22 protein-coding genes and 1 pseudogene are annotated in these 20,377 nt (G+C 69.2%); 18 read left to right on the top strand and 5 right to left on the bottom strand.

All coding sequences use genetic code 11. The features are described 5' to 3' along the window. Positions 1 to 511 (top strand): annotated as a pseudogene (locus BN976_RS08570) (hypothetical protein); the annotation flags it as partial. A gap of 11 nt (positions 512 to 522) precedes the next feature. Further along, the gene (locus tag BN976_RS08565; RefSeq protein WP_036369931.1) at positions 523 to 1,137 is read left to right on the top strand and encodes a diacylglycerol-binding protein; all 615 of its coding nucleotides are present in this window, start codon (positions 523 to 525) and stop codon (positions 1,135 to 1,137) included. Here the strand turns inward: BN976_RS08565 and BN976_RS08560 are convergent. Beyond that, complete coding sequence (locus tag BN976_RS08560; RefSeq protein ID WP_036369929.1) at positions 1,112 to 2,254, bottom strand: acyl-CoA dehydrogenase family protein; 1,143 nt, start codon at positions 2,252 to 2,254, stop codon at positions 1,112 to 1,114. The two genes, BN976_RS08565 and BN976_RS08560, sit on opposite strands and share 26 nt — an antisense overlap. 43 nt (positions 2,255 to 2,297) lie before the next feature. On the opposite strand from BN976_RS08560, the gene BN976_RS08555 reads away from it, so the two are divergent. Beyond that, complete coding sequence (locus tag BN976_RS08555; protein WP_036369926.1) at positions 2,298 to 2,873, top strand: TetR/AcrR family transcriptional regulator; 576 nt, start codon at positions 2,298 to 2,300, stop codon at positions 2,871 to 2,873. 71 nt (positions 2,874 to 2,944) lie between these two features. Here BN976_RS08555 and BN976_RS08550 read toward each other — a convergent pair whose 3' ends face one another. Then, positions 2,945 to 3,985, bottom strand: a complete 1,041-nt coding sequence (locus tag BN976_RS08550; RefSeq protein ID WP_011778736.1) for an LLM class F420-dependent oxidoreductase — start codon at positions 3,983 to 3,985, stop codon at positions 2,945 to 2,947. 49 nt (positions 3,986 to 4,034) lie between these two features. Further along, positions 4,035 to 4,880 (bottom strand): dienelactone hydrolase family protein, encoded by an 846-nt coding sequence (locus BN976_RS08545; RefSeq protein ID WP_036369922.1) that lies wholly within the window; start codon positions 4,878 to 4,880, stop codon positions 4,035 to 4,037. Positions 4,881 to 4,936: 56 nt separating this feature from the next. Here BN976_RS08545 and glmS point away from each other — a divergent pair, with 56 nt between their 5' ends. The 11 genes from glmS to BN976_RS08490 all read left to right on the top strand — a co-directional run bounded on the left by glmS (position 4,937) and on the right by BN976_RS08490 (position 15,449). Then, positions 4,937 to 6,805 (top strand): glutamine--fructose-6-phosphate transaminase (isomerizing), encoded by a 1,869-nt coding sequence (glmS, locus tag BN976_RS08540; protein WP_011778738.1) that lies wholly within the window; start codon positions 4,937 to 4,939, stop codon positions 6,803 to 6,805. 125 nt (positions 6,806 to 6,930) lie between these two features. Further along, a complete protein-coding gene (locus tag BN976_RS08535; protein ID WP_235622009.1) occupies positions 6,931 to 7,344 on the top strand; it encodes an STAS domain-containing protein in 414 nt (137 codons plus the stop codon). A gap of 9 nt (positions 7,345 to 7,353) precedes the next feature. After that, on the top strand, positions 7,354 to 8,766 hold the full coding sequence (locus BN976_RS08530; RefSeq protein ID WP_036369919.1) for an NAD(P)H-hydrate dehydratase: 1,413 nt from the start codon (positions 7,354 to 7,356) through the stop codon (positions 8,764 to 8,766). Positions 8,767 to 8,776: 10 nt separating this feature from the next. Continuing rightward, a complete protein-coding gene (locus tag BN976_RS08525) occupies positions 8,777 to 10,168 on the top strand; it encodes a glutamate decarboxylase (RefSeq protein ID WP_011778741.1) in 1,392 nt (463 codons plus the stop codon). Between the two features lie 44 nt (positions 10,169 to 10,212). After that, positions 10,213 to 11,367 (top strand): alanine racemase, encoded by a 1,155-nt coding sequence (alr, locus tag BN976_RS08520; protein WP_036369916.1) that lies wholly within the window; start codon positions 10,213 to 10,215, stop codon positions 11,365 to 11,367. A gap of 62 nt (positions 11,368 to 11,429) precedes the next feature. Beyond that, the gene (locus BN976_RS08515) at positions 11,430 to 12,452 is read left to right on the top strand and encodes an alpha/beta fold hydrolase (RefSeq protein ID WP_199558925.1); all 1,023 of its coding nucleotides are present in this window, start codon (positions 11,430 to 11,432) and stop codon (positions 12,450 to 12,452) included. Beyond that, positions 12,445 to 12,909 (top strand): tRNA (adenosine(37)-N6)-threonylcarbamoyltransferase complex ATPase subunit type 1 TsaE, encoded by a 465-nt coding sequence (tsaE, locus tag BN976_RS08510; protein WP_011778744.1) that lies wholly within the window; start codon positions 12,445 to 12,447, stop codon positions 12,907 to 12,909. Before BN976_RS08515 ends, tsaE begins: the two co-directional genes overlap by 8 nt. Continuing rightward, complete coding sequence (gene tsaB / locus BN976_RS08505; RefSeq protein WP_036370453.1) at positions 12,906 to 13,538, top strand: tRNA (adenosine(37)-N6)-threonylcarbamoyltransferase complex dimerization subunit type 1 TsaB; 633 nt, start codon at positions 12,906 to 12,908, stop codon at positions 13,536 to 13,538. The genes tsaE and tsaB overlap by 4 nt, the downstream gene beginning before the upstream one ends. Continuing rightward, positions 13,535 to 13,987 (top strand): ribosomal protein S18-alanine N-acetyltransferase, encoded by a 453-nt coding sequence (rimI, locus tag BN976_RS08500; RefSeq protein WP_036369913.1) that lies wholly within the window; start codon positions 13,535 to 13,537, stop codon positions 13,985 to 13,987. The genes tsaB and rimI overlap by 4 nt, the downstream gene beginning before the upstream one ends. Next, positions 13,984 to 15,006: a tRNA (adenosine(37)-N6)-threonylcarbamoyltransferase complex transferase subunit TsaD gene (tsaD, locus tag BN976_RS08495; protein ID WP_036369911.1), complete on the top strand. Its 1,023-nt coding sequence runs from the start codon at positions 13,984 to 13,986 to the stop codon at positions 15,004 to 15,006. Before rimI ends, tsaD begins: the two co-directional genes overlap by 4 nt. Further along, on the top strand, positions 15,003 to 15,449 hold the full coding sequence (locus tag BN976_RS08490) for a nuclear transport factor 2 family protein (protein ID WP_011778748.1): 447 nt from the start codon (positions 15,003 to 15,005) through the stop codon (positions 15,447 to 15,449). The genes tsaD and BN976_RS08490 overlap by 4 nt, the downstream gene beginning before the upstream one ends. On the opposite strand, the gene BN976_RS08485 is transcribed toward BN976_RS08490, so the two are convergent. Together BN976_RS08485 and BN976_RS08480 are read right to left on the bottom strand one after the other, a co-directional pair. Then, entirely contained in the window at positions 15,439 to 15,729 is a 291-nt protein-coding gene (locus tag BN976_RS08485) for a CDGP domain-containing protein (protein WP_011778749.1), read from the bottom strand. The two genes, BN976_RS08490 and BN976_RS08485, sit on opposite strands and share 11 nt — an antisense overlap. Before the next feature lie 163 nt (positions 15,730 to 15,892). Further along, entirely contained in the window at positions 15,893 to 16,495 is a 603-nt protein-coding gene (locus tag BN976_RS08480; RefSeq protein WP_011778750.1) for a TetR/AcrR family transcriptional regulator, read from the bottom strand. Between the two features lie 108 nt (positions 16,496 to 16,603). Between BN976_RS08480 and BN976_RS08475 the strand changes: the two genes are divergently transcribed. The 4 genes from BN976_RS08475 (at position 16,604) to BN976_RS08460 (ending at position 20,352) form a co-directional block, all read left to right on the top strand. Further along, positions 16,604 to 17,335, top strand: a complete 732-nt coding sequence (locus tag BN976_RS08475; RefSeq protein ID WP_011778751.1) for an SDR family NAD(P)-dependent oxidoreductase — start codon at positions 16,604 to 16,606, stop codon at positions 17,333 to 17,335. Between the two features lie 417 nt (positions 17,336 to 17,752). After that, positions 17,753 to 18,055, top strand: coding sequence for a co-chaperone GroES (gene groES / locus BN976_RS08470; RefSeq protein WP_003929249.1), 303 nt, complete (start codon positions 17,753 to 17,755; stop codon positions 18,053 to 18,055). Between the two features lie 88 nt (positions 18,056 to 18,143). After that, on the top strand, positions 18,144 to 19,778 hold the full coding sequence (gene groL / locus BN976_RS08465; RefSeq protein WP_036369907.1) for a chaperonin GroEL: 1,635 nt from the start codon (positions 18,144 to 18,146) through the stop codon (positions 19,776 to 19,778). 220 nt (positions 19,779 to 19,998) lie between these two features. Beyond that, positions 19,999 to 20,352, top strand: a complete 354-nt coding sequence (locus BN976_RS08460) for a hypothetical protein (protein WP_011778753.1) — start codon at positions 19,999 to 20,001, stop codon at positions 20,350 to 20,352. The last annotated feature ends 25 nt before the right edge of the window (positions 20,353 to 20,377 follow it).

The raw sequence follows: 20,377 nt of genomic DNA, 5'->3' as shown, positions 1-20,377 counted from the left end.
TGCGACAGCATCGGCGCCGGGGTCGACGGGCTCCGGCATGGGCATGGGCCCGGGCATCCCCGACCTCGGAGGAGGGCTGTCCGGGCTCGGTCAGCAGTTCGCCGACACGTTGAGCGGCCTGCTGGGCGGCGCTGGAATCGGGGAGCCCGAGCTGCCCGAACTCGACGAGCCGCCGCTCGATGAGCCCGAGGACCTCGACGAGCCGGACGACCCGGAGGAACAGGACCGAGAAGAGGACGCCGTCGTCGACGAGGAAGGCGTCGTCGACGAGGAAGGCGTCGTCGACGGGGAGGCCGTCACCGACGTGGCGGCCCCGGTCGAGGAGCAGTGTGACGCCGTCGCGGAGGCCGTCGAGCCGGTCGCGGCGCCGACCCCGGTACCGGCACCGCCGCCGGCCGAGCCGCTGCCGCCCGCGGAGGCTCTGCCGCCCGCGGAGCCGGTCGCCGGAGCGCAGACGCCGTGTGAGATCGCCGCCGATGAAGTCCCCCAGGTCGGAGAACCGGCGGAGTAGCGTCACCCGGCGTGAGGCTACGAATCTCCGAAGCGGTGGTTCTCTTCCTGCTCGGCGCCGTGGCGGCCCTGATCGGCGACCACAGCCATGTCGTGACCGGCACGACCGTCTACCACACCGACGCGGTGCCCTTCGTGTGGAGCAGCCCGTTCTGGTTCCCGATCCTGGTCGGGGTGGCGACGGTGTCATTGGCCGAACTACGGCTGCACCTGCCCGCGCCGCGGGACGGCGTCACCGCCCGGCAGGCCCTCGGCGGCGTCGCGGCCGTCGTCGGCACCTACGTCACCACCGCGCTGGTGCACACGTCGCCGGTCGTCCCGGTCACCGCGCTGGTCTGCGCGGCGGCGGTCATCACCTGGTGTGTGCTCGGGGACGGACCGGGCGCGGCGTGCGGGGTGGTGATCGCGGTGATCGGCCCTGCGGTCGAGATCGCCCTGGTCCAGCTCGGGGTGTTCGCCTACCACCCGGACTCGGACGGGCTGTTCGGCGTGGCGCCGTTCCTGGCGCCGCTGTACTTCGCGTTCGGGGTCGTCGCGGCGCTGCTCGGCGAACTCGCGGTGGCGCGGCGGCCGCAGATCGGCCCGCCGGTGTGTGACACCGTCAGTCGCGGGCCAGGTGCCGACTGATTACCAGTCGCTGAATCTGGTTGGTGCCCTCGAAGATCTGGGTGATCTTGGCTTCCCGCATGTACCGCTCCACCCGGTAGTCGCGGGTGTACCCGGCGCCGCCGAACACCTGGACGGCGTCTGTGGTCACCTTCATCGCCGCGTCGGTGGCGGTGAGCTTGGCGACCGACGCATGGCGTGAATACGGCAGTCCCGCGTCGCGGCGCCGGGCCGCGTCCAGGTAGGTGGCCCGTGCGGCGTCGACCGCGGCGGCCATGTCGGCCAGCAGGAACGCCAGCCCCTGGTGGTCGATGATCTTGCGGCCGAACGTGGTTCGCTGCTGGCTGTAGGCGACCGCCTCGTCGAGTGCGGCCTGGGCCAGCCCGACTGCCACCGCGGCGATGCCCAGCCGGCCGGAATCCAGTGCGCTGAACGCGATCTGCAGTCCCTGGCCCTCGGCGCCGATACGGCGGTCGGCTTCGACGAAGGCGTTTTCGTAATGCGCCGCGGTGGTCGGCACCGCGTGCAGGCCCATCTTCTCCTCCGGCTTGCCGAAGGTCAGCCCTTCGGTGTCTCTGGGGACGAGGAAGCACGAGATGCCTTGGGAGCCTTCGCCGGTGCGGGCGAACAGGTTGTAGAAGTCGGCGATTCCGCCGTGGGTGATCCACGCCTTCGCGCCGTTGATGCGGTAGCCGCCGTCGGCGGCGACGGCCTTGCAGGTCAGCGCGGCGGCATCGGAGCCGGCCTGCGGCTCCGACAGGCTGTAGGCGCCGATGGTCGATCCGCCCAGCATCTCGGGCAGCCAGCGCTGCCGCTGCTCGTCGGTGCCGAAGCTCATCAGCGGATGGCACGACAGGCTGTGCACGCTGACCGCCACGGCCACGGCCGCCCACCTGGCGGCGAGCTCCTCGAGCACCTGTAGGTACACCTCGTAGGGCTGGCCGCCGCCGCCCCACTCCTCGGGGTACGGCAGGCTCAACAGCCCCGCCTCGCCGAGCGTCGCGAAGACGCCGTCGGGGTAGCTCTCGTCCTTCTCGTGCTGGTCGACGATCGGGTCGAGGGCCTTGTCGGCGATCTGCCGGGCGAGATCGACCAGCTCGCGGGCTTCGTCGGTGGGCAGGAGACGGTCAACAGCCATACGCTGGACAGTACTACAGGACTGAATCTAGTACTATCGACCCGTGACCAGGCCTGCCTTCGCCACTGCGCGGCGCACCGAGCTGTTCGACGCGTTGACGGGTTTGTTCCTGACCGAGGGCTTCGCGCATCTGACGCTCGACGAGATCGCGGCGCGCCTGCGCTGCTCGAAGTCCACGCTGTACACGCTGGCCGCCAGCAAGGAGCAGCTGGTGCAGGCGGCCACCGTGCACTTCTTTCGCACGGCCACCGAATCGGTCGAGGCGCGGGTGGCCGCGGTGGCCGGGGCGCGCGATCGGATCGCGGCCTACCTGAGTGGGGTCGGTGCCGCGCTGGACCCCGCGTCGGACCGGTTCATGGCCGACCTCGACGCGTTTGCGCCGGCACGCGAGATCTACGAGCGAAACACCCGGATCGCGGCCCACCGGGTACAGGAGCTGATCGCCGAAGGCGTTGCCGCGGGGGACTTTCGAGATGTCCATGCCGCCTTCGCGGCCGATCTGGTCACCACCGTGATGGTGCGCATCCAGCAACGCGTGGTGCGGGACAACACCGGACTCGACGACGCCGACGCCTACCGCGAGCTCGCCGCGATCCTGACCGGCGGCATCCAGGCCTGAGCGCCACCGAAACTGAACTTATCGGCGGTGTTTCGCCCGATTCTCGCTCACAAGCTCAGATTCGGCGGCGATCACGGCAGCAGGTTCTGCAGCTCCTCGACGAACTTCACGGTCTCGCGCCGGTCACCCGAGAGCGGATGGACCAGCATCGTCGTCACCCCGGCCTCGGCATAGGCCGCCAGCCGTTCCTTGACGAACCCGGCAGGACCGACCAGCGACACCTGCCGGACCAGTTCGTCGGGAACCGCGTCGATGGCTTCGGCCTTCTTGCCGGCCAGATAGAGATCCTGGATGTGGTCGGCCACCTCGCCGAACCCGTACCGGGTCGCGAGATTGTGGTAGAAATTCTTGCCGCGCGCGCCCATGCCGCCGATGTAGAGCGCCAATTGTGGCTTCGCCCAAGCCAATCGGTCGTCGACATCATCACCGATCGCCAGGCTCGCGCTGACCATGGTGTCGAGCGGCCCCAGTGCCGGGTCGCGCCGTGACGCGCCCGCGCGCAGCGCGTCACCCCACACGTCGTCGGCCTTCTCGGGATAGAAGAAGACCGGCTGCCAGCCCTCGGCGATCTCTGCGGTCAGCTCGACGTTCTTGGGTCCGAGTGCGGCAATGGTGATCGGGATTCGTTCGCGGACAGGATGATTGATGAGCTTCAGTGGCTTACCCAGTCCGGTGCCCTTGTCACTGGGCAGCGGCAGCTGGTAGTACTTGCCGTCATAGCTGAGCCGTTCGCGTCGCCATACCTGCCTGCAGATCTCGACGACCTCGCGGGTGCGGCCCAGCGGTGCGTCGAACGGCACGCCGTGGAAGCCCTCGACCACCTGCGGGCCCGACGTGCCCAGGCCGAGCCGGAACCGACCGTCGGAGACGTAGTCCAGGCCCGCGGCCGTCATCGCCATCAGCGCGGGGGTGCGGGTGTAGATCGGCACCACGCCGGTGCCCAGTTCGATGCGCGACGTCCTGGCGGCCAGGAAGCCGAGCTGGCTGATCGCGTCGTAGGAGTACGCCTCGGCCACGAGCGCGATGTCGACGCCGAGTTTCTCGCACTCGACGACCTCGTCGACCGCTTCGAGGAACCCGCCGGCATAACTGAGGAAAATCCCGGTCCGCATCCGTCAGGTATACACCCAACCGGTTGGTTGGGGAATTCCGACCCGGACTTCAGGGCTTCAGCAGCGCGACGACCTTGTTCTCCAGATCGACCGGGTCGCTCGCGAACGGATCCATCACCGGCGCCCTGGGCAGCTCGGCCTCGGCGTCGGCGAAGGCCCGGTACGTCTTGTCACCGGTCAGCGTGTACAGCAGGTAGCCCGTCATCAGCGCGCGCACGATCCTCTGGGTGCCGCGGTCGGCGCCCGGCAGCCCCACCACCGGGGCGAGCCGGCGCCCTTCGACGAGCCCGCCCGACTTGGTCTTCGACGTGGTCCGCAGCGTCGCATGTTTCCAGGCGCGGGCCAGTTCCACGGCGTTGGAGCGCAGCGTCATCGGATCGCCCGGGTCGGTCAGGATCAGCCCGGGCGCCGTCAGCCCGGCCGCGGGCGCTTCGGCGGGCGGGCTGGACACCGTCGGATACGCCGCCACCACTCCTTTTGGCTTGACCGGGAGCCCCGCCGCGGCGAACACCACCGCCGAGGCCCCGAACCCGTGACCCACCAGGCCCAGCTTGTTCGGGTGCACGCTGATGTCACCCTGGCCCAGCCGCACACCGGTGATGATGTCCAGCGTCGTGCCCAGGTCGTAGGCCAGATTGAGCACAGAGGGCGCCAGCCCGGTCTCGGTGTTGGGCGCGCCGGCCACGATTCCCCACGAGGCCAGGTGCTCCAGCGTGCCGCGGTAGCGGTCGGCGGATGTGATCCAATCGTGAGCGAACGCCACACCGGGCAGATTCTTGCCCGCCGCCGGGGTGTAGACGATGCCCGGCTGACCGGCAAAGGCCAGGTCACCGCGCAGAACCCGGTGCGGTCCGCGGCGGGTCAACGCGGCAAAGAGCTTCTTCGTGCTGGCCACCCGATGACCGTAGCCCAACCGGGCTCGGGACGTCTTCTGCCGTACCCTGGTTGGCTATGTGCGGAATCGTCGGCTATGTCGGGCAGCGCCCTGCCTGTGACATCGTCGTCGACGCGCTACGCCGCATGGAATACCGGGGTTACGACTCCGCGGGTGTCGCGCTGCTCGACGGACGGGGCGGACTGACCGTTCGCCGTAAGGCGGGCCGGCTGGCCAACCTGGAGGCCGCCCTGGCCGAGGGCGGAACGGACAACCTGGTCGGCGCGACCGGGCTCGGTCACACCCGGTGGGCCACCCACGGCAGACCCACCGATCGCAACGCCCACCCGCACCGCGACGCCTCCGGCAAGGTCGCGGTGGTCCACAACGGCATCATCGAGAACTTCGCGGTGCTGCGCGCCGAACTGGAGGCCGCCGGGGTCGAGTTCGCCAGCGACACCGATACCGAAGTCACCGTCCACCTGGTCGCCCGCGAGTACGTGCACGGCGAGACTGCCGGAGATTTCCCCGCGTCGGTGCTGGCGGTGCTGCGCCGCCTGGAGGGGCATTTCACGCTGGTGTTCGCCCACGCCGACGATCCCGGCACGATCGTCGCCGCGCGACGCTCCACCCCGCTGGTTCTCGGCGTCGGCGACGGGGAGATGTTCGTCGGCTCCGACGTGGCCGCGTTCATCGAGCACACCCGCGACGCCGTCGAACTCGGGCAGGACCAGGCCGTCGTCGTCACCGCGGACGGCTACCGCGTCACCGACTTCCACGGCAACCCGGACGACGCGCGTACCCGGCGTTTTCATATCGACTGGGACACCTCGGCCGCCGAAAAAGGCGGCTACGAGTACTTCATGCTCAAGGAGATCGCCGAGCAGCCCGCCGCCGTATCGGACACGCTGCTGGGGCATTTCGCCGACAACCGGATCGTGCTCGACGAGCAGCGCCTGTCCGATCAGGAACTGCGCGACATCGACAAGGTCTTCGTGGTGGCCTGCGGCACGGCCTACCACTCCGGACTGCTGGCCAAGTACGCGATCGAGCACTGGACCCGGCTGCCGGTCGAGGTCGAACTCGCCAGCGAATTCCGTTACCGCGACCCGGTGCTGGACAGCCACACCCTGGTGGTGGCGATCTCCCAGTCGGGCGAGACCGCCGACACGCTGGAAGCGGTCCGGCACGCCAAGGAGCAGAAGGCCAAGGTGCTGGCGATCTGCAACACCAACGGCAGCCAGATCCCCCGCGAGTGTGACGCGGTGCTCTACACCCGCGCCGGACCCGAGATCGGGGTCGCCTCGACCAAGACGTTCCTGGCCCAGATCGCCGCGAATTACCTTGTCGGACTGGCTCTTGCACAGGCGCGCGGCACCAAGTACCCCGACGAGGTGGCGCGGGAGTACCACGACCTGGAAGCGATGCCCGACCTGATCGCGCGGGTGCTGGACACCTCGGAGCCGGTTCTGCAGCTGGCCAAGCAGTTCGCGGCGTCGCAGACGGTGCTGTTCCTGGGCCGTCACGTCGGCTACCCGGTGGCGCTCGAGGGTGCGCTGAAGCTCAAGGAACTGGCGTACATGCACGCCGAGGGCTTCGCCGCCGGTGAACTCAAGCACGGCCCGATCGCGCTGATCGAGGACGATCTGCCGGTCATCGTCGTGATGCCGTCGCCGAAGAACTCGGCGACGCTGCACTCCAAGCTGCTGTCCAACATCCGGGAGATCCAGGCCCGCGGCGCCGTCACCATCGTCATCGCCGAGGAGGGCGACGACACCGTGCGGCCCTACGCCGACCACCTCATCGAGATTCCTGCGGTTTCAACGCTTTTCCAGCCGCTGCTGTCGACGATCCCGATGCAGCTGTTCTCGGCGGGTGTGGCGCAGGCCCGCGGCTACGACGTCGACAAGCCGCGCAACCTGGCGAAGTCGGTCACCGTCGAGTAGTGCCGCGCGCACGCGTCCCATGCGATCAGCGGTGAGTGTCCCGCCCGGATCGCCGCCCGGGCCCAGCTGTTCTGGGAGCACTGTTAACGCAGTCCGCGCCAAAACCGATGAATATTAAGAACGGTATGAGAGAGTTTTCGTCGGGGGCGTCAATGGATGTGAGTGGGCACGGCCGGAGCAGGGGTTTCTCGGTCAGTCCGGACCGCCAGGGGGCGGCGCTGGTTTTGCGCGTCACCGGTGACCTGGACGCCATGACCGCGCCGACGCTGGTGACCCACCTGGACATCGCGCTCGCCGACGCGCCGCCGGTGGTGGTCGTCGACATGACCGACGTGGAGTTCCTGTCGTCGGCGGGAATCAGCGTGCTCGTCGAGACTCACCGTCTGGCCGAACGTGCCGACATCTCGCTGCGGGTCGTCGCCGACGGGCCCGCCACCAGTCGACCCTTCCGGATGATGCGCCTCGACGAGGTCATCGACCTGTACCCGACGCTGGCCGATGCGATGGGAGAGCGGCAGCAGGGCCGGCCACCGACGTAACGTAGCCCCATGCGGTACTTCTACAGCGCCGACGCCATCCGTGACGCGGAAGCGCCGGTGCTCGCGTCGCTGCCCGACGGCGCGCTGATGCGCCGGGCCGCGTTCGGCCTGGCCACCGCGATCGCCCGCGAGCTCGGTGCCGTGGCCGGCAGGACGGTGTGTGCGGTCGTCGGATCCGGCGACAACGGCGGTGATGCGCTGTGGGCGGCGACGTTCCTACGCAGACGCGGCGCCGGGGCCTCTGCGGTGCTGCTCGATCCCGAACGCGCGCACCGCAAGGCACTTGCGGCGTTCCGCCGTGCCGGCGGCCGTATTGTCGAAATGGTGCCGCACACAACGGATCTGGTGATCGACGGGGTCGTCGGAATCTCCGGGGCCGGGCCGCTGCGTCCCGGTGCCGCCGCGGTGTTCGACGAAGTGGCGCGTGCAGGTATTCCGGTCGTCGCGGTCGACCTGCCCAGCGGTGTGGACGTGCACACCGGGGTCGCCGACGGCCCCCACGTCGCACCTGCGCTGACCGTCACCTTCGGCGGCCTGAAACCCGTTCATGCGCTGGGGGATTGCGGCCGGGTCGAGCTGGTCGACATCGGGCTGGGCCTCGGGCCCAGTGACATGCTGGCGTTCGACGCTGCCGACGTCGCGGCCCGCTGGCCGGTCCCGGGGCCCACGGACGACAAGTACACCCAGGGTGTCACCGGGGTGATGGCAGGCTCGTCGACCTACCCCGGTGCGGCCGTCCTGTGCACCGGCGCTGCGGTGGCCGCCACCTCCGGCATGGTCCGCTTCGCGGGAACCGCTGCCGCGGAGGTGGTTTCGCACTGGCCCGAGGTCATCGCCACACCGGGCCATGCGACGGCGGGCCGGGTCCAGGCATGGGCGGTCGGGCCGGGGCTGGGCACCGACGAGACCGCCGCGGCCGCCCTGGTTTTCGCGCTGGAGACCGACCTGCCCGTGATCGTCGACGCCGACGGGTTGACCATCCTGTCCGCCCACCCCGAGCTGGTCGCCGACCGAACCGCTCCCACGGTGCTGACCCCCCATGCCGGCGAGTTCGCCCGGCTGGCCGGCGCCCCGCCGGGGGACGACCGCGTCGCCGCCACCCGCAGGCTCGCCGACCGGCTCGGCGTCACGGTGCTGCTGAAGGGCAACGTCACCGTCGTCGCCGAGCCCGGCGGACCGGTGCGCCTCAACGCGGCGGGCAACTCCTGGGCGGCGACCGCGGGCTCGGGGGACGTCCTGTCGGGGGTGATCGGTGCATTGCTCGCCGCGGGTCTGCCGCCCGGCGAGGCGGCCGCCGCGGCGGCGTTCGTGCATGCCCGCGCGGCCGACCTGTCCGCCCGTGACCCCGGACCGTCCGCCGCACCCACATCGGCGTCGCGCATCCTGGCGCATCTGCGACCGGCACTGGCCTCGATCCTCTAGAAAGGACCTCATGCCCAACGTGTCCCGTCACTCGTCGCTGACCCCCGCCTACACCGGCCGCCTGTCCACCAATCCGATCCCGGCGCTGCGGCTGCCCGACGAGTCGATGGATCCCGAGCAGACCTACCGGTTCATCCACGACGAGTTGATGCTCGACGGCAGCTCCCGGCTGAACCTCGCGACGTTCGTCACGACGTGGATGGACCCCGAAGCCGGCCAGCTCATGTCGGAGACGTTCGACAAGAACATGATCGACAAGGACGAGTACCCCGTCACCGCGGCGATCGAGCAGCGTTGCGTCTGCATGGTGGCGGACCTGTTCCACGCCGAAGACCTGCGCGACGACGATCCGGCCACGGCGATCGGGGTGTCGACGATCGGCTCCAGCGAAGCCGTGATGCTGGCCGGTCTGGCGATGAAATGGCGCTGGCGCGACCGCGTCGGTGACGGCTGGAAGGGGCGTACCCCCAACCTGGTGATGGGCTCCAACGTGCAGGTGGTGTGGGAGAAGTTCTGCCGCTACTTCGACGTCGAGGCGCGCTATCTGCCGATGGAGGAGGGCCGCTACGTCATCACCCCCGAGCAGGTGCTCGACGCCGTCGACGAGGACACGATCGGTGTGGTCGCGATCCTGGGCACCACGTTCACCGGTGAACTCGAGCCGGTCGCCGAGATCTGCGCGGCGCTGGACAAGCTGGCCGCCACCGGCCCGGACGTCCCGGTGCACGTCGACGCCGCCAGCGGCGGGTTCGTGGTGCCGTTCCTGCATCCGGACGTGGTGTGGGACTTCCGGCTGCCGCGGGTGGTGTCGATCAACGTCAGCGGCCACAAGTACGGCCTGACGTACCCGGGGATCGGCTTCGTGGTGTGGCGCAACGCCGAGCATCTGCCCGAGGAGCTGGTGTTCCGGGTGAATTACCTCGGCGGCGACATGCCGACGTTCACGCTGAACTTCTCCCGGCCCGGCAACCAGGTGGTGGGGCAGTACTACAACTTCCTGCGGCTGGGGCGTGAGGGCTACACCACGGTGATGCGGTGTCTGTCGGAGACCGCGCAATGGCTGTCCCACGAGCTGGCCTCGATGACCGGGCCCGACAACAGACCGGTGTTCCAGGTGATCTCCGACGGCTCGGCCATCCCGGTGGTGGCGTTCAAGCTGGTCGAGGGCACCAGGTACACCGTGTTCGACATTTCGTCGCTGCTGCGCGGCTACGGCTGGCAGGTGCCCGCCTACACGATGCCCGACAACGCCACCGACGTCGCCGTGCTGCGGATCGTGGTGCGTGAAGGTTTCTCGGCGAACCTCGCGAGGGCGCTGCGCGACGACCTGATCGAGGTGCTCGGGAAGCTGGAGAAGGTCGGCGTCGGCGGGTTCGCCGACGAGGAGCATTTCGCCCACTGACCGCCCGCCTGGGACAATCGCATGCAGTGACCACCACGCCGACTATGACTCAGAAACTGCCCCAGGCTCTGCCCACCGCGTCGATCGACCTTGACGCCATCGCCCACAACGTCGCTGTACTGCGCGAACACGCCGGTCCAGCTGCGGTGATGGCGGTGGTGAAGGCCGACGGTTACGGCCACGGCGCGACGCAGGTGGCGCGTGCCGCGCTGGCGGCCGGGGCGGCCGAACTCGGTGTGGCCACCGTCGGGGAGGCGTTGGCCCTGCGCCGCGACGGCGTCACCGCCCGGGTGCTGGCCTGGCTGCATCCGCCGGGCACCGATTTCGCGCCCGCGCTGCTGGCCGACGTCGACGTGGCGGTGTCGTCGCTGCGGCAGTTCACCGACCTGCTGGACGCGGCGGGACGCACCGGGCGCACCGCCGACGTCACGGTCAAGGCCGACACCGGGCTGAGTCGCAACGGGGTCGGCGAGGCCGACTACCCGGCCCTGGTGGATGCGTTGCGGCGCGCTGCGAGCGACGGCGCGGTGCGGGTGCGAGGGTTGATGTCGCACCTGGCGCATGGTGACGACCCCGAGCACCCCTTCAACGATGTACAGGCGCGCCGGCTGACCGAGATGGCGAAACTGGCCGGTGCCCGCGGCGTCAGCTACGACGTCGTGCACCTGAGCAATTCACCGGCGGCGTTGACCCGGCCGGACCTGGCGTTCGACATGGTTCGGCCCGGCATCGCGGTGTACGGGCAGACCCCCATCCCGCAGCGCGGCGATTTCGGGCTGCGCCCGGCGATGACGGTGAAATGCCCGGTCTCCGCGGTCCGTCCGGTCCGCGCCGGCGATGCGGTGTCCTACGGGCACACCTGGACCGCGCAGACCGACACGACGCTGGCGCTGGTGCCCGCCGGATACGCCGACGGGGTATTCCGCGCGCTGAGCAATCGCTTCGAGGTGTCGATCAACGGCCGCCGGTACCCCAACGTCGGGCGGATCTGCATGGACCAGTTCGTGGTGGACCTGGGTCCGGGACCGGTGGACGTCGCCGAGGGCGACGACGCGATCCTGTTCGGGCCGGGCACCGACGGGGAGCCGACCGCGCAGGACTGGGCGGAGCTGCTCGACACCATCAACTACGAGGTGGTGACGAGCCCGCGGGGCCGGATCGTGCGGACCTACGTGGGCGGCAGGGGCGGACCGCAGTGAACGGACGCGCGGGCTGGCTGGCCGGGGCGGCGGGCGTGGCGGCTGTCGGGTCCGCCGCCGGGATGTCGGTGGCGCGGTCGCTGCGTCGCCGGGTGACCGACGACGACCCCCACCGCGACGAGGATTTCGAGCTGCTCGACGCCGACCGGGGCTGCGTGGTGAGCACCCCTGACGGGGTCCCGCTGACGGTGCGTGAGGTGGGTCCGGTCGATGCGCCGCTGACCGTGGTGTTCGCGCACGGGTTTTCCCTGCGGATGGGATCGTTCTATTTTCAGCGGGCCCGCCTCACCGAGCAGTGGGGTGACCAGGTCCGGATGGTCTTCTACGATCAACGTGGCCATGGCCAGTCGGGGGACGCGCCTCCGGAGACCTACACGGTCGAGCAACTGGGCCAGGATCTGGAGAGCGTGCTCGCGGTGATGGCGCCGCGCGGCCCCATTGTGCTGGTGGGTCATTCGATGGGCGGCATGACCGTGCTCTCCCACGCCCGGCAGTACCCGCAGCGCTATCCGACACGGATCGTCGGAGCGGCGTTGATCTCGTCTGCCGCCGAGGGCGTTGCCCGTTCGCCGGTGGGCGAAATCTTGAAGAACCCGGCGCTGGAGGCGGTGCGGTTCTCCGCGAGGTACGCGCCGAAGCTGGTGCACCGCAGCCGTGGCGCCGCGCGTTCGGTGATCGGGCCGATCCTGCGGGCCGCGTCCTACGGCGACGAGAAGGTCAGTCCCAGTGTGGTGGCGTTCTCCGAGCGGATGATGCACGACACTTCGGTCGCCACCCTGGTGGAGTTCCTGCACGCTCTGGAGGTGCACGACGAGACCGCCGGGCTCAAGACGCTGAACAAGGTGGAGACCCTGGTGGCCTGCGGCGATCGCGACCTGCTGACGCCGGTGGAGTATTCGCGGGAGATGGCCGATGCGTTGGCGAAGTCCGAGCTTGTGATCGCCGGCGGCGCAGGGCATCTCGTGCAGCTGGAGCGTCCGGAGGTGATCAACGACGCCCTGGTGCGGTTGGTGGAGCGGGCGACGCCGTCGAAATTGGTGGCGCTGACCCGGAGGGTGAAGGAGCGGGTGCGGTCCCATGGATGATCGCTCGGGCACCGTGGAACTGCTCAGCGCCGACGACACGATCGCGCTGGGCGCCCGGCTCGGCCGTGGGTTGCGGGCCGGCGACGTGGTGGTGCTGTCGGGCCCACTGGGCGCGGGAAAGACGGTGTTGGCCAAGGGGATCGCCCAGGCGTTGGATGTGGAGGGGCCGGTGGTCTCGCCCACGTTCGTGCTGGCCCGGGTGCATCGGCCGCGTCGCGAGGGCGCGCCGGCGATGGTGCACGTCGACCTGTACCGGCTGCTCGACCAGGCTTCGGTGGACCTGCTCGCCGAGTTGGACTCGCTGGACCTGGACACCGATCTCGACGACGCCGTCGTGGTGGTCGAGTGGGGTGAGGGGCTCGCCGAGCGGTTGTCCGACAGCCACCTCGACATCCGGCTGGAGCGTGCGCCCGACACGGACGTCCGTACCGCGATCTGGCAGTGGAGCAGGCCATGAGCAGCTTGGTGCTGGCGATCGACACCGCGACGCCCGCGGTGACCGCGGGTGTGCTGCGGGTCGACGGTGACGCGGTCGAGGTGCTGGCCGAGCAGGTGACGGTGGACGCCCGCGCCCACGCAGAACGGTTGACTCCCAACATCGTCGACGCGCTTGCCGACGCGGCGGTGTCGGTGGACCAACTCGATGCGGTCGTGGTGGGGTGCGGTCCCGGCCCGTTCACCGGCCTTCGGGTCGGGATGGCGACGGCGGCGGCGTTCGGCCACGCGCTCGGCATTCCGGTGCGCGGTGTGTGCAGCCTCGACGCGATCGCGGCAGGTTCCACCGGGGACGTTCTGGTGGTCACCGACGCCCGCCGCCGCGAGGTGTACTGGGCGCGCTACCGCGACGGGCTACGGGTCGACGGGCCCGCGGTGAACGCCGCGGTCGACGTGCCCGGCGGCGCCGAGGCGGTGGCCGGGTCACCCGAGCATGCCGCGCTGTTCGAACTGCCCCGGCTGGCGCCCGTCTACCCGACGGCGGCGGGACTGGTTGCCGCCGTGGCGGATTGGGTCTCCGAACCGGACCCGCTCGTCCCGCTCTACCTGCGCAGGCCCGACGCGAAGCCGTCACGGGCGGTGGCGCGATGAACGTCGAGTACGGGCCGTTGACCGGTGCTGACGCGGCCCGCTGCGCGGAGCTGGAAGCCCAGTTGTTCGACGGCGACGATCCCTGGCCTGAGCGGGCGTTCCTGGCGGAGTTGGCCGCCAAGCACAACTACTACGTGGCCGCGCGGGTGGACGACAAGGTGGTCGGCTATGCGGGCATCGCGCGGCTGGGCCGGTTCAAGCCCTACGAGTACGAGATCCATACCGTCGGCGTGGACCCGGCGTGGCAGGGGCAGGGCATCGGGAGGGGCATGCTGTCCCGGCTCCTCGACTATGCCGGCGACGGAACGGTTTTCCTTGAGGTCCGGACGGACAACGCGGCGGCGATCGCGCTGTATGAGAGCGAAGGCTTCGTCAGGATCGGTGTACGTAAGCGGTACTACCGGGTCAGTGGCGCGGACGCCTACACGATGAAACGGGAGCGGCGATGATCATCTTGGCCGTCGAGAGTTCCTGCGACGAAACCGGCGTCGGTATCGCCGAGCTCGGCGACGACGGGACCGTGACGCTGCTGGCCGACGAGGTGGCCTCCAGCGTCGACGAGCACGCGCGCTTCGGCGGCGTGGTGCCCGAGATCGCGTCCCGCGCGCACCTGGAGGCGCTGGGGCCGACGATGCGGCGGGCGCTGGCGACGGCGGGCGTGTCCAAGCCGGATGTCGTCGCGGCCACCATCGGACCAGGTCTGGCGGGGGCGCTGCTGGTGGGAGTGGCTGCGGCCAAGGCGTATTCGGCGGCGTGGCAGGTGCCGTTCTATGCGGTGAACCACCTCGGGGGCCATCTGGCCGCCGACGTGTTCGACCACGGCCCGCTGCCGGAGAGCATCGGGCTGCTGGTGTCGGGCGGGCACACGCACCTGCTGCACGTGCGTTCGCTGGGGGAGCCGATCGTCGAACTGGGCTCCACCGTCGATGACGCCGCCGGCGAGGCGTACGACAAGATCGCCCGGCTGCTGGGGCTCGGGTATCCGGGCGGTCGGGTGTTGGATGAACTTGCGCGCGAAGGGGATCCGGCGGCGATCACGTTCCCGCGGGGAATGACGGGGCCGCGCGACGATCCGTACGCGTTCAGCTTCTCGGGGCTCAAGACCGCCGTGGCGCGGTACGTGGAGAGCCATCCGGAGGCGTCGCAGGCCGACGTGGCCGCGGGGTTCCAGGAGGCGGTGGCCGATGTGCTCACAGCCAAGGCGGTGCGCGCGGCCAAGGACCTCGGGGTGTCGACGCTGCTGATCGCCGGGGGAGTCGCGGCGAATTCGCGGCTGCGGGAGCTGGCGGGGCAGCGGTGCGCCGACGCGGGGATGACGCTGCGGATTCCGCGGCCGCGGCTGTGCACGGACAACGGCGCGATGATCGCGTCGTTCGCGGCCCATCTGATCGCCGCGGGGGCGCGGCCGTCGCCGCTGGACGCGGCCAGTGACCCGGGGCTGCCGGTGGTAAAGGGGCAGGTGGCATGAGCGGGCAACTCGCCGACAAGCTGGCCGTCACCGAGCTGCTGTACCGGTACGCCGAGCTGATCGACGCCGGTGACTTCGACGGCGTCGGCGAACTCCTCGGGCGCGGCGACTTCATGGGGGTGACAGGCGCCGAGGCGATCGCGGGTCGGTTCGCCGCCACCACGCGGCGGTTCCCCGAGCACGGCAACACCCCGCGCACCCGTCACCTCGTGCTGAACCCGATCGTGGATGTCGACGGGGAGACCGCGACGGCACGTTCCACGTTCTGCGTCGTCCAACGCACCGACAACGTTCCGCTGCAGCCCATCGCGGTGGGGCGGTACGCCGACACCTTCGCCCGCGACGCGGGTGGGTGGTACTTCACCTCGCGCGCAGTCAAAGTGGAGATGTTCGGTGACGTGTCCGAGCACCTACTGATAGATCCGAGCCGGCTCAGTCGTTGATGTGCGTGGGCGGGTCGGCGAACGCGAGGTCCGACGCCGGCTGGCCGGGGCCCATCGGTCCGCAGTGCCGCTCGGGTATCAGGTGGGAACTGAGGCCGCTGGGAACCCAGCGGGCGACGGCCACGCAGCGTTGCCAGGTGCCGTCGGGCTGGACGGGTCCATCGCACTTGCTGATGTAGGGCCCTCCGTACAGGCAACCGGCGCCGGCCGGTGGCGCTGCGGCGATCACGCCTGCGGCCGCCAGTAGAGCAGCCGACGCTCCGACGATGCAGCGTCTCATGGTCGTCTCCTGTCGCCATGCCGCTTGGGGGCGCTACCGGATACCCCGTTCAGACTCCGCTGAACGCGCATTCCGTGCGGCCACTTCCGGAAATTCTCCTGGAAGTGCACCGTGCCGGCCGCCGGGCTGTCTCGCTTCGTCGGAAACGAGACGAGCGGTCGGGTCAGGGCGCGGCGGGCGCCGGTTGCGGCAGGGGATGCGCGCCGTCGGGGCGTAACCCGTCGAAGATGATTGCCAGATACCGCTGCCACAGCAGCGGCGCCGGGGCCGGGAGATTCTCGACGATGTGAATGGGCGCGCACATCATCAGGAAGACGTCGGCCTCGGTGATGTCGGCTCGGATGGCGCCCGACGTGCGCGCACGGTCAACCAGCGTTTCGAGGTTCGCGTGCAGCGCATCACGAACCTCGGTCACCCTGGGATCGCCATCGCTGGCCGACTGCAGAAACGTCAGATCGTGCCGTTGGCGTTGGTCGGCGGCGATGGTCAGGAACTCCAGCAGCGCCGCGCCCGGATCCGGCGAGTCGGCCAGCCGCCGTGCGGCCGCTGCGAGCACCGCGATGTGTTCGCTGACGATGGCGGCGATCAGATCTTCCTTTGTCGGGAAGTGTCGGAACACCGTGCCCTTCGCCACGCCGGCTCGGCGGGCGATGTCGGCCACCGACGCTGACGGGCCACGCTCGGCGAACTCTTCCTCGGCCGCGGCCAACAACAAGGCGCGGTTGCGTGCCGCGTCTGCGCGGACGGGTCGGTCGGGCGGTGTCACCGACCGAGGGTATCAAGTTGACCGATCGGTCATCTTGTGGAAGCCTGGGTGCGGCAATATGACCAATCGGTCATGTTCGGTTTGGTAGCGAAAACCCTTGGAGGACAGATGAAGTTACGCGGCGCCACTGCCTTGGTCACGGGAGCGAACCGGGGGATCGGCCATCACTTCGCCGTCGAATTGCTGCAACGAGGAGCCAAGGTCTACGCCACAGCCCGTCGTCCCGAGTTGGTCAGCGTTCCCGGCGCGGAGGTGATCCGTCTCGACATCACCGACCAGTCCTCGGTCGACGCAGTCGCCGCAGTAGCCGGCGACGTCGACGTGCTGATCAACAATGCCGCCGACACTGCGGGCGGAAACCTTGTGACCGGCGACCTGGACGCGATCCGGTCGACAATGGACTCGAACTACTACGGCACCCTCGCAATGATCCGAGCGTTCGCACCCATCCTCGGACGAAACGGGGGCGGAGCCATCCTCAACGTTCTGTCCGCGGCGGCGTGGACCACGGTCGACGGGAACACCGCCTACGCGGCCGCGAAGTCGGCCCAGTGGGGCCTGACCAACGGCGTGCGAATCGAACTGGCCCCCCAGGGGACTCAGGTGGTCGCGCTGGTGCCCGGTCTGGTGGGCACGCAGACCCTCTTCGACTTCGCGGAACGCCACGGCATCGAATTTCCCGACGGCGCCGTGATGGACCCGGCCGATCTCGTCCGGTTGGCACTCGACGGTCTCGAACGCGGCGAGATCGAGATCCTCGACCCGATGGGAGTCGACGCGAAAACCAGTCTCGCCGGACCGCCCCGCGCCTTTGCGCCGAGCGCATTCGACGCGGGTTGAGACCGTCAGAGCTGAACTGAGCGCGCCACTCGTCGTCGCCGCCAATCGCCGCGACTTGCTGAACACCCAGCTCATCGACGCCTCTTGACTCATGACAGAGATGGGGGCATCAGGTCCCCCGGCAGCATCTACTACCTCGACATCCGCTGAACGGACCATCCGGGGGCTGTCCGCTGAAGGCACATAACCGACGAAAGGGGCGCCCCGATCCGGGGCGCCCCTTTCGTCGTCGACGCGCCCGGCGGCGTTCGCTCATGGCAGAAGCGCAATGCCCCACCCTTGAGCGCTAGCACTCTCGTGTATAGAGTGCTAGGCGGCAGGTCGGACCACCCCTGTGTCGACACCCGCGACGACGGCGCGAGGGCGGACACCGGCCACCGTGTACACACACACCTACATCAGTGAAGGGGCTCCATCGTGGCGAGCGTGAACATCAAGCCACTCGAGGACAAGATCCTCGTTCAGGCCAACGAGGCCGAGACCACGACCGCTTCCGGTCTGGTCATCCCCGACACCGCCAAGGAGAAGCCGCAGGAAGGCACCGTCGTCGCAGTTGGCCCCGGCCGCTGGGATGAAGATGGCGAGAAGCGGATTCCTCTGGACGTGTCGGAGGGCGACGTGGTCATCTACAGCAAGTACGGCGGCACCGAGATCAAGTACAACGGCGAGGAGTACCTGATCCTGTCGGCCCGCGACGTGCTGGCTGTCGTCTCCAAGTAAGCGAATCGTGACTCCGCCCCGGACATCCCGTTCATACGGGTGATGTCCGGGGCGGTGCGCGTTCCACCCGTCTCGAGGAAAGACATTCATGAGTAAGCAGATTGAGTTCAACGAAACCGCGCGTCGCGCCATGGAGATCGGCGTCGACAAGCTCGCCGACGCGGTCAAGGTGACGCTCGGCCCGCGCGGCCGCCATGTGGTCCTCGCGAAGTCCTGGGGCGGGCCCACCGTCACCAACGACGGCGTGACCATCGCCCGTGAGATCAACCTCGAAGACCCGTTCGAGAACCTCGGCGCCCAACTGGTGAAGTCGGTGGCCACCAAGACCAACGACGTCGCCGGCGACGGCACCACCACCGCGACCGTGCTGGCCCAGGCCATCATCAAGGGCGGCCTGCGTAACGTGGCCGCGGGCGCAAACCCGATCGCCCTCGGGGCGGGCATCTCGAAGGCTGCCGACGCGGTCTCCGAGGCGTTGTTGGCCGGGGCCACACCCGTCACCGACAAGAAGTCGATCGCGCAGGTCGCCACCGTGTCGTCCCGCGACGAAGAGGTCGGCGAGTTGGTCGGTGAGGCGATGACCAGGGTCGGCCACGACGGTGTCGTGACGGTCGAGGAGTCCTCGACCTTGCTGACCGAGCTGGAGATCACCGAAGGTGTCGGCTTCGACAAGGGCTTCCTGTCGGCCTACTTCGTCACCGACTTCGATTCGCAGGAGGCGGTCCTCGAGGACGCGCTGGTGCTGCTGCACCGCGAGAAGATCAGCTCGCTGCCCGACCTGCTGCCGCTGCTGGAGAAGGTTGCCGAGGCCGGCAAGCCGTTGCTGATCATCGCCGAAGATGTTGAGGGCGAGGCGCTCTCGACGCTTGTCGTCAACGCGATCCGCAAGACGTTGAAGGCCGTCGCCGTCAAGGCGCCGTTCTTCGGCGACCGTCGCAAGGCCTTCCTCGACGACCTGGCGGTCGTCACCGGCGGCCAGGTCGTCAACCCCGACGTGGGCCTGGTGCTTCGCGACGTCGGCCTCGACGTGCTCGGCACGGCACGTCGTGTCGTCGTCGACAAGGACAGCACCGTGATCGTCGACGGTGGCGGCACCCAGGAAGCCATCGAGGGCCGCAAGGCGCAGCTGCGCGCCGAGATCGAGGCCTCCGACTCCGACTGGGACCGCGAGAAGCTCGAAGAGCGGCTGGCCAAGCTGGCCGGCGGCGTCGCCGTCATCAAGGTCGGCGCGGCCACCGAGACGGACCTGAAGAAGCGCAAGGAGGCCGTCGAGGACGCTGTTCATGCGGCCAAGGCCGCCGTCGAGGAGGGCATCGTCGTCGGTGGCGGCGCGGCCCTGGTTCAGGCCGGTGCCGGCCTGGCGAAGCTGCGCTCGGAGCTGTCCGGTGACGAGGCGCTCGGAGTCGAGGTGTTCACCGCCGCGCTGTCCTCGCCGCTGTACTGGATCGCCACCAACGCTGGTCTCGACGGTGCGGTCGTCGTGAACAAGGTTTCCGAACTGCCTGCGGGACAGGGCTTCAACGCCGCCACGCTGGAGTACGGCGACCTGATCGCCGATGGCGTCATCGATCCGGTGAAGGTCACCCGCTCCGCGGTGGTCAATGCCGCGTCGGTGGCCCGGATGATCCTGACCACCGAGACCGCGGTGGTGGAGAAGCCGGAGGAGTCGGAGGACGACGGCCACGGCCACGGCCACGGGCATCACCACGGGCACGCGCACTAGATAGCACCTGGACGAAGGCCTCCGGTTCGGCAGCCGGGGGCCTTCGTTGTCTGTGTGGGCCGGCGCGAACGAACGGCTGTTTCCGGGCCCGGTCAACTTCGGCCTCGGGGCGATTGGGACAAAGTTCACCGGTTCGCTGAATCATCGAAACGCCTCCCTTGATGCTGGGAAGGGAGTTAGCTTTAGACTCCTGGGCATAGCCGCATGAAGGGACCCACAGATGAACGGGATGTTGAAGAAAACCACGCTCAGCATCGCGACGGCGGTCGTCGCCTTGACTGGTCTGGCCGCCGCCCCCGCGAACGCGCAAGAAGACCGAAACGTGCAGATCATCAACGAAACGCAGCACGCGATCGTGCGGTTCTACGCCTCGAACGTCAGCCGGGACTCCTGGGAGGAAGACATCCTCGGCCAGGACGTGCTGCCGGTCGGCCAGTCGGTCAACATCAACTTCGACGACGGATCCGGAGCGTGCCTGTACGACTTCAAAGCGGTCTTCGATGACGGCGAGGAACTGGTGCGTAGCGGCATCGACGTGTGCAGCATCGGCACCTACCGCTACACAGAGGGATGAGATCTGTCTCCAGTCTCTGACTTTC

It is taken from the genome of Mycolicibacterium austroafricanum (assembly GCF_000612725.1).
Taxonomy (GTDB): domain Bacteria; phylum Actinomycetota; class Actinomycetes; order Mycobacteriales; family Mycobacteriaceae; genus Mycobacterium; species Mycobacterium austroafricanum.
This window is presented reverse-complemented; position numbering and strand designations above follow the sequence as displayed.

Excerpts from the sequence above, each read along its gene's own strand:
- BN976_RS08560 (WP_036369929.1), bottom strand. The coding sequence starts at position 2,254 with ATGGCTGTTGACCGTCTCCTGCCCACCGACGAAGCCCGCGAGCTGGTC.
- BN976_RS08550 (WP_011778736.1), bottom strand. The coding sequence starts at position 3,985 with ATGCGGACCGGGATTTTCCTCAGTTATGCCGGCGGGTTCCTCGAAGCG.
- glmS (WP_011778738.1), top strand. The coding sequence starts at position 4,937 with ATGTGCGGAATCGTCGGCTATGTCGGGCAGCGCCCTGCCTGTGACATC.
- BN976_RS08535 (WP_235622009.1), top strand. The coding sequence starts at position 6,931 with ATGAGAGAGTTTTCGTCGGGGGCGTCAATGGATGTGAGTGGGCACGGC.
- BN976_RS08530 (WP_036369919.1), top strand. The coding sequence starts at position 7,354 with ATGCGGTACTTCTACAGCGCCGACGCCATCCGTGACGCGGAAGCGCCG.
- BN976_RS08525 (WP_011778741.1), top strand. The coding sequence starts at position 8,777 with ATGCCCAACGTGTCCCGTCACTCGTCGCTGACCCCCGCCTACACCGGC.
- alr (WP_036369916.1), top strand. The coding sequence starts at position 10,213 with ATGACTCAGAAACTGCCCCAGGCTCTGCCCACCGCGTCGATCGACCTT.
- BN976_RS08515 (WP_199558925.1), top strand. The coding sequence starts at position 11,430 with ATGTCGGTGGCGCGGTCGCTGCGTCGCCGGGTGACCGACGACGACCCC.
- tsaE (WP_011778744.1), top strand. The coding sequence starts at position 12,445 with ATGGATGATCGCTCGGGCACCGTGGAACTGCTCAGCGCCGACGACACG.
- tsaB (WP_036370453.1), top strand. The coding sequence starts at position 12,906 with ATGAGCAGCTTGGTGCTGGCGATCGACACCGCGACGCCCGCGGTGACC.
- rimI (WP_036369913.1), top strand. The coding sequence starts at position 13,535 with ATGAACGTCGAGTACGGGCCGTTGACCGGTGCTGACGCGGCCCGCTGC.
- tsaD (WP_036369911.1), top strand. The coding sequence starts at position 13,984 with ATGATCATCTTGGCCGTCGAGAGTTCCTGCGACGAAACCGGCGTCGGT.
- BN976_RS08490 (WP_011778748.1), top strand. The coding sequence starts at position 15,003 with ATGAGCGGGCAACTCGCCGACAAGCTGGCCGTCACCGAGCTGCTGTAC.
- BN976_RS08485 (WP_011778749.1), bottom strand. The coding sequence starts at position 15,729 with ATGAGACGCTGCATCGTCGGAGCGTCGGCTGCTCTACTGGCGGCCGCA.
- BN976_RS08475 (WP_011778751.1), top strand. The coding sequence starts at position 16,604 with ATGAAGTTACGCGGCGCCACTGCCTTGGTCACGGGAGCGAACCGGGGG.
- groL (WP_036369907.1), top strand. The coding sequence starts at position 18,144 with ATGAGTAAGCAGATTGAGTTCAACGAAACCGCGCGTCGCGCCATGGAG.
- BN976_RS08460 (WP_011778753.1), top strand. The coding sequence starts at position 19,999 with ATGAACGGGATGTTGAAGAAAACCACGCTCAGCATCGCGACGGCGGTC.